The sequence below is a fragment of the Clostridium akagii DSM 12554 genome (assembly GCF_000686725.1).
GTDB classification, from domain to species: Bacteria; Bacillota; Clostridia; order Clostridiales; family Clostridiaceae; genus Clostridium_I; species Clostridium_I akagii.
In genome coordinates this window covers 129838-143585 of record NZ_JMLK01000012.1, presented here as the reverse complement: position 1 = coordinate 143585, position 13748 = coordinate 129838, and the positions used below count along the sequence as shown (strand labels likewise).

Genomic DNA, 13748 nt, shown 5'->3' with positions numbered 1-13748 from the left:
AGTGATTAATATATTGGATTATAATTTATCAGAACTTAAGTTATGGATGAAGGTAAATGGAGAAAAAGAATTCAGGGCAAAACAGGTATTCGACTGGATATACAACGAAGCCTTTGAATTTGAGAAAATGAATAATATTCCGAAGAGTACAAAAATAAAATTAGAAAAAGCATTTTATATAGGTATTCCAAAAGTAAGAAGAATATACGATTCTATTGATAGCGCTACAAAAAAATTCTTATTTGAATATGCAGATGGAAATGTAATAGAATGTGTGGAAATGGAATATAGTTATGGAAACTCCATTTGTGTTTCCACTCAAGTTGGTTGTAAAATGGGCTGTAAATTTTGTGCATCTACAATTGGAGGTATGATTCGGAATTTAACTTCTGGTGAGATTTTAGCACAAATATTAAAGGTTCAAAGCATTGTTAAAAAGAGAATTTCAAATGTAGTTCTTATGGGGAGTGGGGAACCTTTAGATAATTATGAAAATGTATTAAAGTTCCTAGAACTTTCTAATGCTGAGTATGGACTTAATATTGGACAAAGGCATATAACATTATCCACTTGTGGTATAGTTCCTAAGATATACGAACTTGCAGATTTGAATTTGCAGATAACTTTAGCAATTTCACTACATGCACCTACAGATGAAGAACGAAAAAGTTTGATGCCTATTGCTAGCAAATATAGTATAGAAGAGCTAATAAGTGCATGCAACTATTATATAGAAAAGACTGGAAAGAGGATTACCTTTGAGTATTCACTTGTAAAAGGTATAAACGACAATGAAAATAACGCAAGAAAATTAGGCAATCTTCTTAAAGGCCTATTGTGTCATGTTAATTTAATACCCGTGAATAGTGTTACTGAAAGCGAATTTCAAAAACCTTCAAATAAAACCATGGATGATTTTAGTAATGTGCTAAGCTTAGTGGGTGTGAACAATACTATAAGAAAAGAAATGGGAAGCGATATTAATGCAGCTTGTGGTCAACTTAGAAAAAGTTTTATTAATAGTATAGAAGAGGGGTGCTAACATGGTGGGGATGTTATCAGACATTGGACTTGTTAGAAAATTAAATGAAGATTATTTAGGCTTAATCGAGGATGATAAAAAAAGACTATATGTTGTGGCAGATGGTATGGGCGGGCATAATGCTGGAGAAATAGCTAGCAAACTAGCAGTGGAATCAGTCATTGAGTATGCAAGTGGTGAAACTCAATTTGATGATCCTGGTAGTGTTTTAAGTAATGCAATTAAATTTGCAAATAAAAAAATTTATGACCACGCATTAAGTGATTCAAATACAACGGGCATGGGAACTACAATTACGGCATGTCTAATTAATCAGAATAAAGCAATAATTGCTAACGTTGGAGACAGTAGTTGTTTTGTAATAAATGAAGATGGTATAAAAAAGATTACAAAAGATCATTCTCTTGTTCAGCAACTAGTGGATTCGGGTTCAATCACTGAAGAACAAGCAATTAACCACCCAAACAAAAATATTATAACAAGGGCTCTAGGAACTAATATTTCTGTAGAAGTGGATTTGTTCCCTATTGATTTAGAAAAAATAGATAAAGTAGTTTTATGCACGGATGGGCTCACAAACTCTGTAAATAAAAATGAGATATACGACATAGCCATTAAAAACAATAATGTAGATGCCGCATGTCAACTTATCGAACTTAGTAAATTAAAAGGAAGCACCGATAATATATCCGTAATTATTTTTGAAAGGAAGTGCTAAGATGGTTGAAGTTGGGATGCTATTAAATAATAGATATGAAATTCTTGAGAAAATTGGCGAGGGTGGTAGTGCCGTAGTATTTAAGGCAAAATGTCATATTCTAAATAGATTAGTTGCGGTTAAGGTATTAAAGGATGATTTGTCCGCCGATATGGAATTTGTGGAAAAGTTTAAACGTGAAGCTTATGCTGTGGCTAGTTTGTCAAATAATAATATTGTAAATATATATGATATAGAAACAGAAGAAAATATAAATTATATAATACAGGAATATATTGATGGGAAAACACTTAAGCAGGTAATCACTGAAAATGGAAAACTTGATTATAAGGATGCAGTAAACAAATGTAGACAAATAGCCTCTGCACTTGATTGCGCCCATAAAAATAAAATTATACATAGAGATATAAAACCTCATAATGTTATGGTTACAAAAGAAGGAGTACTAAAGGTTACTGACTTTGGTATAGCGAAGGCTGCAGATTCAGCAACAATTATTAGAACTGAAAAGGTTATGGGTTCAGCACAATATCTTTCTCCTGAGCAGGCGAAGGGTATGCATGTTGATGCTAGGACTGATATATATTCTCTAGGAATAGTGTTATATGAAATGTTAACTGGTAAATTGCCTTTTGATGGAGAAACAGCGGTTTCTATAGCATTAAAACAGATTCAAGAAAAGCCTGTACCTCCAATAAATCTTAATAATGAAATACCTATATCATTAAACAATATAGTACTTAAAGCTATGGACAAAGATCCAATTAATAGATATCAGAGTGCTAAAGAACTCATTGATAGTCTAGATAATTTCTCTAGCAATCTAAATACGGACTTTACAAGTAATTCTTCAAATAATGAGTTTACAAGGGTAATGGACCCAATAAGTGATACAACTTTTTTTAAACCATCTGATATTGAAAATATAAAAAAGAGAGAAGAACTTGAAGAGCCAGAAGATAAAGAATTGCCAATAGATGAGATTCAGGAGCCTAAAACAAAAAAAAGTTCTATTTCTAAAAAAACCAAAACTATGATTGCTGTACTACTTGCTATAATTGTCCTGGGCGCAGTAGTTGTTATTGGTTATACAATTGGAATGGGAGGTTCAAAAAGTCAAAGCAGCAATACCACTGGAACACTTACTGTTCCCAATATAGTAGGAATTCAGCAGTCAGCGGCAAAAACACTTATCACAGGTAAAGGACTTAAATTTACTGTAGCAGATACAAAAAGCAGTGATAAACCTAAAGGACAAGTAATAGATTGTTATCCAGCTGTGGGCAGTAAAGTTAGTAATGGTGATGAAATAAGGGTAACCATAAGTGCAGGACCTGCGGAGGTTACAGTACCACCACTTATAGGCACTGATTTAACTAGTGCAAAACAATCAATTACATCTTCAGGTTTTACTCTTGGTAATGTTAGCTATGAAAATAGTGATACCGTTCAGTCGGGCTATATAATAAGGGATAATCCAGCAGATGGCGCAGGTGCAGCTAAAGGTGCTGCAATTGACCTAGTGGTAAGTTCTGGACCAGCGATTAAGATGTCAACTGTACCGGACGTTAGAAATAAGTCAAAGGAACAGGCAATTGATGCTTTAAGTAAAGCAGGACTTAACTACACCATAAATACAGTTCAAACTGCAGATAATAGTCTTGATAACAAAGTTGCAAGTCAAGATTTAGCACCAGGAAGCAGTGTAAAACAACAGTCAATGGTTATAATTATAGTTAACCAATATGTTGATAATACTGCAAATGTCCCAAGTGTAGTAGGTCAGACACAAAGTGTTGCACTAGCTACTTTAAAGGGCCAAGGATTTAATATGAGCATTAACCCTACAAACGCTACAGCAACTACGCAAGCACAAAGTAATACTGTTCAAAGTCAAGATAAGAGTGGAAAGCAAACAAAAGGATCAACAATTACAGTAACAATGTATGGAACATATACAGCACCAGCAGCCAATGACACAAATACTACAACACCACCAACAAAATAAACCTTCTTAAGGAGAACCTATGAAAGGTATAATAATAAAAGGTATTGCAGGTTTTTATTATGTAAAAACCGATGAAAAAGTATATGAATGTAAGGCTAGGGGAAAGTTCAGACATGAAGAACTTTCTCCACTAGTTGGAGATAAAGTAGAAATTGTCATTGAAAATGAAAAAGGACTAATTACAGAGATATTTAAAAGAAGCACTGAACTTGTACGGCCAGCTATTGCCAATGTAACTCAAGCCATTATTGTTTCTGCAGTTAAAAATCCTGATTTCAATACGGATTTGCTTAACAAATTTTTAATACTCTGTGAGGCCAATGGCCTTAATGCAATAATTTGTTTTAATAAAATTGATTTGATTCCTAAGGAAGAACTTGAGAATAAAATTTCTTTTGTTAAAAGTATAGGTTATGAGGTATTGTGCACAAAAGCAAAAACAGGTGAAGGCATAGATGAAATTAGGAAACATCTTTCTGGAAATGTTACTGTTTTATGTGGACCGTCTGGGGTTGGTAAATCTACAATATTAAATAACATTTTAGGTCGTGATGCTATGAAGACTGGCGATATAAGTGAGAAGGCCAAAAGGGGTAAACATACAACTCGGCATTGCGAACTTTTAGAAATCGAAGGGGGATATCTTGCTGATTCTCCTGGATTTTCTTCATTAGATGTGGCTGCAATTGGAAAAGATGATTTACAGTATTGTTTTCCAGAGTTTAAAAATTATCAGAATGAGTGCAAATTTTCAACTTGTATGCACTACAAAGAACCAGGTTGTCAGGTGAAAAAAGCTTTAGAAGAAAATAGGATAAACAAGAACAGATATGATTTTTATATAAAAACTTTAGAAGAAATATTGAGTAGGAGGGAATGGAAATGATAAAATTATCCCCATCTATATTATCAGCAGATTTTACAAAGCTAGGTGAAGATGTTTTAGCAATTGAACAGTATGGTGCAGATATGGTACATGTGGATGTAATGGATGGACGGTTTGTTCCTAACATATCCTTCGGCTTCCCAGTAATTAAAGCATTGAAGAGGGTCTCAGGGCTTGCTATGGATGTGCATCTAATGATTGAAGAACCATCAAAATATATTGATGCTTTTTCAGAAGCAGGAGCAGATATTATAACTGTCCACTATGAAAGTGATATTCATCTAGACCGAACAATAAAATACATAAAATCTTTAGGTAAAAAAGCAGGAGTAGCTATAAATCCATCTACGCCTGTTAGTGTTCTAGAATATGTGCTAAGAAATGTTGACATGATTCTTATAATGTCAGTTAATCCTGGTTTTGGTGGACAGAGTTTTATTGATTATAGCTTGGAAAAAATTCAAGAGGTAAAAAAAATGGCTGATAAATATAACCCTAATCTTCTCATTGAAGTGGATGGGGGAATTGATCCAAGTAATATTGAAGATGTAGTAAAGGCAGGAGCAAATGTAATTGTTGCCGGCTCAGCTGTATTTAAAAACAACAATGTAGAAGAAAACATAAAACAACTAAAAGAAGGTTTCTGATATGAGAGTTATTATAATTTCAGGTGGTAAAGCACCCAAAGAAGCTACAATTAGAAATTATATAACTGATGACACCTATATAATAAGTGCTGATAGTGGAGCAAATGCGTTATATGAATACAAAATAGTCCCTAACGTATTGCTAGGAGATTTTGATTCTATTGATGCAAATGTTCTTGAATACTATGAAGGCAATGGTTGTAGAATAAGCAGATATAAAACTGAGAAAAATTTTACGGATACTGAAGCAGCCGTAGAAGAAGCGATTAGTTTAAATCCTAAAGAAATTTATTTTTTTGGAAGTACAGGTACAAGAATTGATCATACACTTGCCAATTTAGGACTTCTTTATCGCTGCTATTTAAAGAATATAAAGTCATATATAATAGACGAGAATAACAAAATATCAATTCACGGTAAAAATTTTACGCTTAATGAATTGAAAGGGCAAACATTTTCTTTACACGCCTTTGGTGGTATGGTAAAAAATTTATCTATTAAAGATGCAAAGTATGGATTAAGTGATTATGATTTATATTTCGGAGATCCAAGGACTGTATCTAATGAATGCACAGATAAACCTGCTCAGATAACTTTTGATAGCGGAATTTTGATACTTATAAGATCAAATGACTAAACAAAAAACTATGATAAAATACATTATGAATGGATTTTATCATAGTTTTTTTTGTAAAAATGTAACTTTTAACATTTTTCTGCATATAATATTATTGGAATAATAATAGGGGTAACTAAATGACAAAAAGAATAAGGAAGGGTTCAAAATTATTTTGGGGAATAACCATTGCCTCTATAGGTATAGGTATAGTACTTACATTCATTATTCCAATTTGGGGATGGATTATGGCAGTAGGAGCAGGACTTATATTTTGTGGATGGCATTTGATTGAACACTCAAAAGACCACTAGGGGGGATTTTATGAAGATAGTTGCTTTTAAACTTCCAAAATTTTTATCTTCAATAATTAGATTTTTTACTAGAAAATAAGTAAAATAAAAAATGCAATTGTTTAGACAACTGCATTTTTTATTTTATATAGCACGTTGAACCTTACCTGAACGTAAGCATCTTGTACATACATGTATTGTTTTTGGAGTTCCAGAAACTATTGCTTTTATCTTTTTTATATTAGGAAGCCAAGTTCTTTTTGACTGTCTATGTGAATGACTATATTGAACTCCTGCAACCAAACTTTTATCGCAAATATCGCATTTTCTTGACATTGAAAACACCTCCTTAGCCGAAGTATTAACTTCAAAAATTATCACAAACAGTATTTTATCATAGAACACAGCAAGTTTGCAAGTAAAAATTTTAAATGACCTATTAAGAAAGGTGTAAATAATTAAAATTCTTGAATTCTTTATGAATATAATATAAAATATTCTTATGGTAAAGAATTAAGGAGGCGTTCGAATAATGGGTATATCAAATGAAAACGGGTCCATTAACTATTCTGTTGATGTACTTGGTAATATCGTAGGTATTTCAACTATGGAGTGCTATGGTGTTGTAGGTATGGCATCGAAAAATGCCAGCGATGGTTTTTGGGAATTGTTAAAAGGCGAAAACTTAAGTCGCGGTGTAAAAATAGTTTGGAAAAATGACAATCTTAATATAGAGTTATATATTATAGTAGAATATGGTACAAAGATTTCTGTTATTGCAAATAACATAATACAAAAGACTAAATATAACGTAGAAAACTATACAGGACTCAAAGTTAGTAGCATTACAGTTAATGTTCAGGGTGTGAGAGTCTAGGGAGGTAAAAAATTGGAACACTTAAATATAGATGGTCATAGATTTTATAATATGATAGTAAATGCATGCAATGAATTAGAGTCAAAGAAAAATTTTGTCAATTCACTAAATGTATTTCCAGTACCGGATGGAGATACTGGAACTAACATGTCTATGACTTTTAGAGGTGCAATATCTGAGATATCAGGTATGCAGGATAAATCGGTAGGTGAAATCTCAAAAAAACTCTCAAAGGGAGCACTAATGAGTGCACGTGGTAATTCAGGAGTTATACTTTCGCAGATACTTCGTGGTATAGCAAAGGGAATGGAAAATTTAGAGACTGCTGACGCTAGTCAAATGGCTAACAGCCTTTTAGAAGGTAGTAAGGCTGCGTATAAGGCTGTAATGAGACCAACCGAGGGAACTATACTTACAATAATAAAAGCAGCAGGAGAAAGTGCTTCAAGATCCATGGAAAGCGATATAGATAAACTTATGGAACAAGTTTGTTCCTATAGTGAGGAAGTATTAAAGAAAACACCTGAAATGCTTCCAGTACTTAAAAAGGCAAATGTGGTTGACGCTGGTGGGGCAGGTCTGCTTATAATTCTTAAGGGAATGACAGCAGCACTTAAAAGCAATTTAGAAGTAACTTTAAAAACCAAATCAGAAGAAAAAGTTATTAATGTTTCAGCAAGGGGAATTGAAACTAGTGATATAAAGTTTGGATACTGCACTGAATTTTTCATAAAGGCAAAGGTGGATGATATATCTGCATTTAAAAACCAGTTAGTACAACTTGGAGACTCATTGATTGTGGTAAATATAGATGATATAGTAAAGGTTCATGTCCATACAAATGATCCAGGACTTATACTATCAAAAGCATTAAAATTAGGTGAACTTTCTAAGATTAAAATCGACAATATGAAAGAACAGCATAGGCATATTTTAGATGACGAGGACTTATTGCATGAGGAAGCTATTATTAACAAAGAAGCAGAACATGAGGAAATAGTTCATAAAAAATATGCATTTATAGCAGTAGCAGCAGGAGAAGGACTTGTACAAATATTTAAAGACTTAGGTGCTGATTACGTAATTGAAGGTGGTCAGACAATGAATCCTAGCACACAGGATATTTTAAGCAGTATAAATAAATTGGATGCAGAGAACGTATATGTGCTTCCAAACAATAAAAATATAATTATGGCAGCATCTCAGGCTTCGGAATTATCAGAAAAGAATGTAATTGTTATACCTACAAAGACAATACCCCAAGGAATTACGTGTCTAACAGAATTCAATAGTAATATTCAGGTTAAAGAAAACACTGAAAATATCACAAAGGCTTTTTCTAAAGTAGCAACAGGTTCTGTGACATATGCAGTTAGAGACACTGAAATGGATGGGGAAAAAATAAGTGCAGGCGACATATTAGGGTTAGTTGAAAATAAAATACGTAAAGTAGGCAAAAACGTATATGATGTATGTGAAGGTATAATTAAAGATATGGTTAAGGATGACAGTGAACTTATATCAATATACTACGGTGAAGGCTCTAGTGAAGAAGAAGTTAAAAATTTAGTTTCAAAGATAGAAAGTCAGTATCCGGATATGGATGTTCAGTGTAACAATGGACAACAACCACTATATTATTTTATAGTTTCAGTTGAATAAAAAAAGCCTTAGGGCTTTTTTTATTCTTTATACACATAAATAAATTTGTGGGGTGATTATATGGACATATATAGTGATGTTAGCATTATAAAAGGAGTTGGTGAAAAATCACGAGAACTTTTAAGAAAATGCAGTATATTTTCAGTTATTGATTTACTACTATATTTTCCAAGGGATTACGAGTCAGTTCTGTTATCTAATAATGTAAATGAGTTTAATAAGGGCGAAAAGTTAATAGTACAATGCAGATTTATAAAAAATGAAGGCAGTTTTAGAAGTAAAAATGGAAAAATGATAACAAAATTATTATTTTCTGATGGTAATAATATATTTAGAGGAACTTGGTTCAATATGCCATATATATTTAAAAATTTTAAAGTTGATAATGAATATGTGATTATGGGTAAGGTAAACATAATTAATGGAGAGATAAGTATAGAGTCTCCGATATTACTAAATGATAAAACAATTGTAGGAGATAAACTTATCCCTATATACAATTTAAAGGAAACATTGAGGAATACATATTTAATTAAACTTATAGGTAATGTACTAAACCAAATTGTTATAGAAGAAAATTTACCTGAATGGGTGATAGATAAAAATAATTTTTATACTTTAGATAAAGCTATAAGATGCATTCATAATCCTAGAAATATTGAAGAACTCAATGAAGCTAAAAGACGTCTTAAATTTCAAGAGCTGTTTACATATTCTTTAAAAGTTCTTATGCTTAGGGACTATATAAATAAAGGCAAAATAGGAATAGCATATAAAATAGCTCCAGAACTCACGATGCTGAAGGATAAGATACCATATAAACTTACAGAGGCTCAAAACAGATCAATTAGAGAAATTTTAATAGATGAAAAAAGGCCTTTTGCTATGAATCGACTTTTGCAGGGCGATGTAGGTTCTGGTAAAACTATAGTTGCGTTTATAGCAATGTTCAATGTGGTGAAAAATGGGTATCAATCAGTACTTCTAGCACCTACAGAAATACTTGCAAATCAACATTTTGACGAGGCAAAAAAATTATTTGATAAATTCAATATTAATATAGAACTTTTAACTGGTAGCGTTACTGCAAAGAAGAAAGAAAAGATAAAGGAAAATTTAAAGGACGGAAATATAAATATTATTATTGGAACTCATGCTCTTTTAGAAGATGATGTTGAATTCAAAAATTTAGGTATGGTAATAACCGATGAGCAACATAGGTTTGGTGTAATGCAAAGAAGTAAGATATTTAATAAAGGTAATAATGTGGATATTCTTGTTATGACTGCTACCCCAATTCCAAGAACATTAGGGCTATATCTATATGGAGACCTTGATATATCAGTTATAGATGAACTTCCACCTACAAGGAAAAAGGTTGATACACGTTTTATAAATGCTAAAGCTAGTGATGAGGTATTTAAATTTACACTTAAGGAGATAGAAAATGGTAGGCAGGCATATGTAGTTTGTCCACTAGTAGAAGAAAATGAAAAGTTACAGTTAAATTCGGTTAGCAAACTGGTTGAAGAATTAAGCACAAATTATTTTAGTGATTTTAGAGTAGAAATGATATATGGGAAAATGAAGGGTAAAGAAAAAAGCGATATTATGAATAGATTTAAAAAGGGTGAAATAAATGTGCTAGTTTCAACAACAGTAGTTGAAGTTGGGGTAAATGTACCTAATGCAACAGTTATGATAATAGAGAATGCTGAGAGGTTTGGTCTATCACAATTGCATCAGCTTCGTGGAAGAGTTGGCAGAGGGGAACATAAATCCTACTGCTTTTTAATTGCAGAGGCAAAAAGTAAGACTGTAAAACATAGATTGGAAGTAATGGAGAAGAGTAATGACGGGTTTTATATTGCAGAAGAGGATTTGAAAATTCGTGGTAGCGGAGAAATATTTGGTTTTATGCAACATGGAGATAATGGTCTTATTTTGTCAGATGTCATAGAGGATTCAGCTATATTAAAAGAGGCAAATAAAGAGGCTAGAATCCTAATATCCAGCAATGAAAATAAAGATATTAACATTAAAAATCACATTTTAGCCAAAATAGAAATTAGTTCAAAATATATATGTTTTAACTAATGTTAAGAGAAAATGAGAAAATACTAAAAAGTTTTGTATAAATTATAAGTCTATGCTACAATATTAGGGAAGTATTAGGGAAGTATTAGGCAAAAGGAGAAAAAACATGAGAATAATTGCAGGTATTGCCAAGGGTAAAAAATTATTATCACCAGATGATGGAGTAGCAACTACAAGACCTACTTTAGATAGAGTAAAAGAAGCAATGTTTAGTATAATACAGGCAGCAGTGCCATATTCAACTGTACTAGATGTATTTGCAGGAACAGGAAGTCTTGGACTGGAAGCAGTGAGCCGTGGTGCTAAAAAATGTTATCTTGTTGACAAGAGCCCGGAGACATTTCCACTACTTAAAAAAAATGTTGAAAATTTAGGTTTTAGTGATAAATGTGAGTGTCTTAATATGGATTCATACAAGGCATTAGAAGATGTAAATAAAAGACAAATAATATTTAATTTGATATTTATAGATCCTCCATATAGAAAAAATATGATTCCGCAGGCAATAGAATTTATCGCAACTAATAATTTGCTTGAAAAACAGGGACTAATTGTGACAAAAATCGATTCTGTAGAAGAGATTTATCAAGGTAATGAAAAAATAATGTTAACTAAAAGCAGAAAATATGGAAATACCACTGTTTGTGTTTACAGGAGTAAGGAGAACTAAAATGAGAACGTCAATATATCCTGGGAGTTTTGATCCAATCACAAATGGTCATTTAGATATAATAACTAGGGCAGCTAAGACATTTGATGAAGTTATTGTGCTAGTACTAGTAAATCCAGATAAGAAGGGCATGTTTTCTATAGAAGAACGTGTTGAGCTAATAAAAAGAGTTGTAAAAGGGTTTAAAAACGTAAAGGTTAAAAGTTATAGTGGGTTACTTGTAAACTTTATGAAAAAGGAAAATTCACAGATAATAATTAAGGGATTAAGGGCCATGTCAGATTTTGAATATGAATTTCAAATGGCACTTATGAATAATAAGTTAGATCCCAATGTAGAAACCTTTTTTATGATGACAAGAGCCGAATATTCCTATTTAAGTTCATCTTCTGTAAAACAAGTAGCAATTTTTGGTGGTTGTATTAAAGGTTTAGTACCAGAAGAAATCATTAAGGATATAGTTAAAAAATCAAAAACCTTTAAATGAGGAGAGATTAGAATGAATGTTATTAAACTTTTAGAATATTTAGAGGAGATTGTGGACACTTCTTCTAAGGTACCTATTACGGGGAAAATACTTGTAAATAAAAAGGAAATCATAAAAACATTAGATGATATAATGTCTCAACTTCCTGATGAATTAAAAAAGGCTCAATGGGTACTTAATGAGAAGGACAAAATAATAAGTGATGCTCTCAAGGAAGCTGAAAAGATAAGACAAAAAAATGTTGAGCAGATTATGAAGGACATACAAAGTCATGATATATCTAAAGAGGCCAAAAAACAGGCAGATAAGATAATTTCAGATGCACAAAAAGCTTCTAGGGAGATTCAAATTGGTTCAAGAGAATATGCATCTGAGGTACTTGCGGATCTTGACAGGGAAGTAAAAGAAAGTAGTCAGATTATGCTGAGTAATGTTAAAAATGAAATGGATAAATTTTTACAAGGTTATCAAAAAAGAGTCTGTGATGTGGGAATTGCTATTAAAGAGAATACTAAGGAACTTAAAAAGATTTAATAAGTTTTATTATTTTGTACATTATGAAGGGACAAATGAATAGTAATATCAATAAATTTAAATTAAATTCTGAAGATACTAAATGATTGCTATTTATAGTTACAAGGCTATAGTGACTAAAAAACACATATAGCATAAAGGTAGAAACAGCTGAAATTATTCCTTGAAGTAATTTTCTACCTAAATATTTAAGCATACTAAATTTATATTTATAGGTAAAGGCGTAAACTTGTGACATAACGCATAATCCACCAAAAGAGGTGAAAAAACTGAATAACATCAATTTTATCAAGGTATCGACCTTTAAAATATTAACAATGCTACAACCATTTGTCATTTCAATCATTCCAAGTAGTATAGACCCAAACACATTATTTTGATTTATTGTTGTAAATAATAAAGTATTTTTTATCTGTCCTAATAAAACTGAAAACACTACAATAAATCCTGCAACTAATGAGCAGGAGTAAATTGAATTTTCAACACTTCCTTTTAGTGACTGGCCTAAATTGATGATTTTCATATCATGATGATTATTGTAGACCACTTTTTCTGATATGTTTTTTGATGGTAGAAGTACGCTCATAGCAAAACAAGATACATAGCCAGAAATAAGCAATAAATACCCATATAATTTAGAATTAAGCATTGAACTACCTATGGTTCCTACAATAAACAATGGACTACAATTTGTTGCTACATTAAGTAACCTTTCTGCAGTATTAAAATCAATCTCTTTCTTCTCATATAAATCACAACAGTATTTTGCACCAAGTGGATATCCGCATAAAATACTTATAATTAAGACAATACTAGATTTTTTGGGTAGCCTAAGGATTTTGCATAACATTATTCCAAATGTTTTTGCGTAAATATAAACTCCATCGTAATCAATAATGATATTTGTTAAAATAACAAAAGGAAACATAGTTGGAAAAACCTTGTACACAAAAAGTTGTGCTCCTTGCAAGGAACTGTTTATGCAGCTTTGTGGATTTAAAATTAGTGTAACAATAATTAGGGAACACATTATTGTTATAAATAAATTCAACGCGTTTCCCCTAAAAAACCTACTTACCCAGTGTAATATAATAATAAGAATAATAACAAATGCAATATAATAAATAATAATCAAAACAAGAGCATCTCCTTTCAGTATATAATAAATTTATATTTTTAATATTCATAAATATACTATTTAGGAGGTAATA

At 31.7% G+C, this 13748-nt stretch carries 16 protein-coding genes; 14 read left to right on the top strand and 2 right to left on the bottom strand.

Going from position 1 to position 13748, the window contains the following annotated elements; translation table 11 throughout:
- Position 1 precedes the first annotated feature (1 nt).
- The 8 genes from rlmN (at position 2) to spoVM (ending at position 6310) form a co-directional block, all read left to right on the top strand.
- Entirely contained in the window at positions 2–1042 is a 1041-nt protein-coding gene (gene rlmN, locus BR66_RS0107395) for a dual-specificity RNA methyltransferase RlmN (protein ID WP_026882343.1), read from the top strand.
- 1 nt (position 1043) lies between these two features.
- A complete protein-coding gene (locus BR66_RS0107390) occupies positions 1044–1760 on the top strand; it encodes a Stp1/IreP family PP2C-type Ser/Thr phosphatase (RefSeq protein WP_026882342.1) in 717 nt (238 codons plus the stop codon).
- Between the two features lies 1 nt (position 1761).
- The gene (pknB, locus tag BR66_RS23365) at positions 1762–3768 is read left to right on the top strand and encodes a Stk1 family PASTA domain-containing Ser/Thr kinase (protein ID WP_051624139.1); all 2007 of its coding nucleotides are present in this window, start codon (positions 1762–1764) and stop codon (positions 3766–3768) included.
- A gap of 19 nt (positions 3769–3787) precedes the next feature.
- Entirely contained in the window at positions 3788–4654 is an 867-nt protein-coding gene (rsgA, locus tag BR66_RS0107380; protein ID WP_026882341.1) for a ribosome small subunit-dependent GTPase A, read from the top strand.
- Positions 4651–5301, top strand: a complete 651-nt coding sequence (gene rpe / locus BR66_RS0107375; protein WP_026882340.1) for a ribulose-phosphate 3-epimerase — start codon at positions 4651–4653, stop codon at positions 5299–5301. Before rsgA ends, rpe begins: the two co-directional genes overlap by 4 nt.
- Position 5302: 1 nt before the next feature.
- Positions 5303–5938 carry a thiamine diphosphokinase gene (locus BR66_RS0107370; protein WP_026882339.1) on the top strand — a complete coding sequence of 212 codons (636 nt, stop codon included), beginning with the start codon at positions 5303–5305 and terminating at the stop codon, positions 5936–5938.
- 119 nt (positions 5939–6057) lie between these two features.
- On the top strand, positions 6058–6231 hold the full coding sequence (locus BR66_RS26130; protein ID WP_169738166.1) for a hypothetical protein: 174 nt from the start codon (positions 6058–6060) through the stop codon (positions 6229–6231).
- A gap of 10 nt (positions 6232–6241) precedes the next feature.
- Positions 6242–6310 (top strand): stage V sporulation protein SpoVM, encoded by a 69-nt coding sequence (gene spoVM, locus BR66_RS26790; RefSeq protein ID WP_423219378.1) that lies wholly within the window; start codon positions 6242–6244, stop codon positions 6308–6310.
- Between the two features lie 44 nt (positions 6311–6354).
- On the opposite strand, the gene rpmB is transcribed toward spoVM, so the two are convergent.
- The gene (gene rpmB / locus BR66_RS0107360) at positions 6355–6546 is read right to left on the bottom strand and encodes a 50S ribosomal protein L28 (protein WP_026882338.1); all 192 of its coding nucleotides are present in this window, start codon (positions 6544–6546) and stop codon (positions 6355–6357) included.
- A 196-nt stretch (positions 6547–6742) separates the two neighbouring features.
- Between rpmB and BR66_RS0107355 the strand changes: the two genes are divergently transcribed.
- The 6 genes from BR66_RS0107355 to BR66_RS0107330 all read left to right on the top strand — a co-directional run bounded on the left by BR66_RS0107355 (position 6743) and on the right by BR66_RS0107330 (position 12537).
- Positions 6743–7087, top strand: a complete 345-nt coding sequence (locus BR66_RS0107355) for an Asp23/Gls24 family envelope stress response protein (RefSeq protein WP_035795693.1) — start codon at positions 6743–6745, stop codon at positions 7085–7087.
- A gap of 12 nt (positions 7088–7099) precedes the next feature.
- Positions 7100–8749, top strand: a complete 1650-nt coding sequence (locus BR66_RS0107350; RefSeq protein WP_026882336.1) for a DAK2 domain-containing protein — start codon at positions 7100–7102, stop codon at positions 8747–8749.
- A 60-nt stretch (positions 8750–8809) separates the two neighbouring features.
- Positions 8810–10846: an ATP-dependent DNA helicase RecG gene (gene recG / locus BR66_RS0107345; RefSeq protein WP_026882335.1), complete on the top strand. Its 2037-nt coding sequence runs from the start codon at positions 8810–8812 to the stop codon at positions 10844–10846.
- A gap of 106 nt (positions 10847–10952) precedes the next feature.
- Complete coding sequence (rsmD, locus tag BR66_RS0107340) at positions 10953–11516, top strand: 16S rRNA (guanine(966)-N(2))-methyltransferase RsmD (RefSeq protein WP_026882334.1); 564 nt, start codon at positions 10953–10955, stop codon at positions 11514–11516.
- A 1-nt stretch (position 11517) separates the two neighbouring features.
- Complete coding sequence (coaD, locus tag BR66_RS0107335; RefSeq protein ID WP_026882333.1) at positions 11518–12003, top strand: pantetheine-phosphate adenylyltransferase; 486 nt, start codon at positions 11518–11520, stop codon at positions 12001–12003.
- A 12-nt stretch (positions 12004–12015) separates the two neighbouring features.
- The gene (locus BR66_RS0107330) at positions 12016–12537 is read left to right on the top strand and encodes an ATPase (protein WP_026882332.1); all 522 of its coding nucleotides are present in this window, start codon (positions 12016–12018) and stop codon (positions 12535–12537) included.
- On the opposite strand, the gene ylbJ is transcribed toward BR66_RS0107330, so the two are convergent.
- Entirely contained in the window at positions 12524–13588 is a 1065-nt protein-coding gene (gene ylbJ / locus BR66_RS0107325) for a sporulation integral membrane protein YlbJ (RefSeq protein ID WP_242841126.1), read from the bottom strand. The two genes, BR66_RS0107330 and ylbJ, sit on opposite strands and share 14 nt — an antisense overlap.
- Positions 13589–13748: the final 160 nt, after the last annotated feature.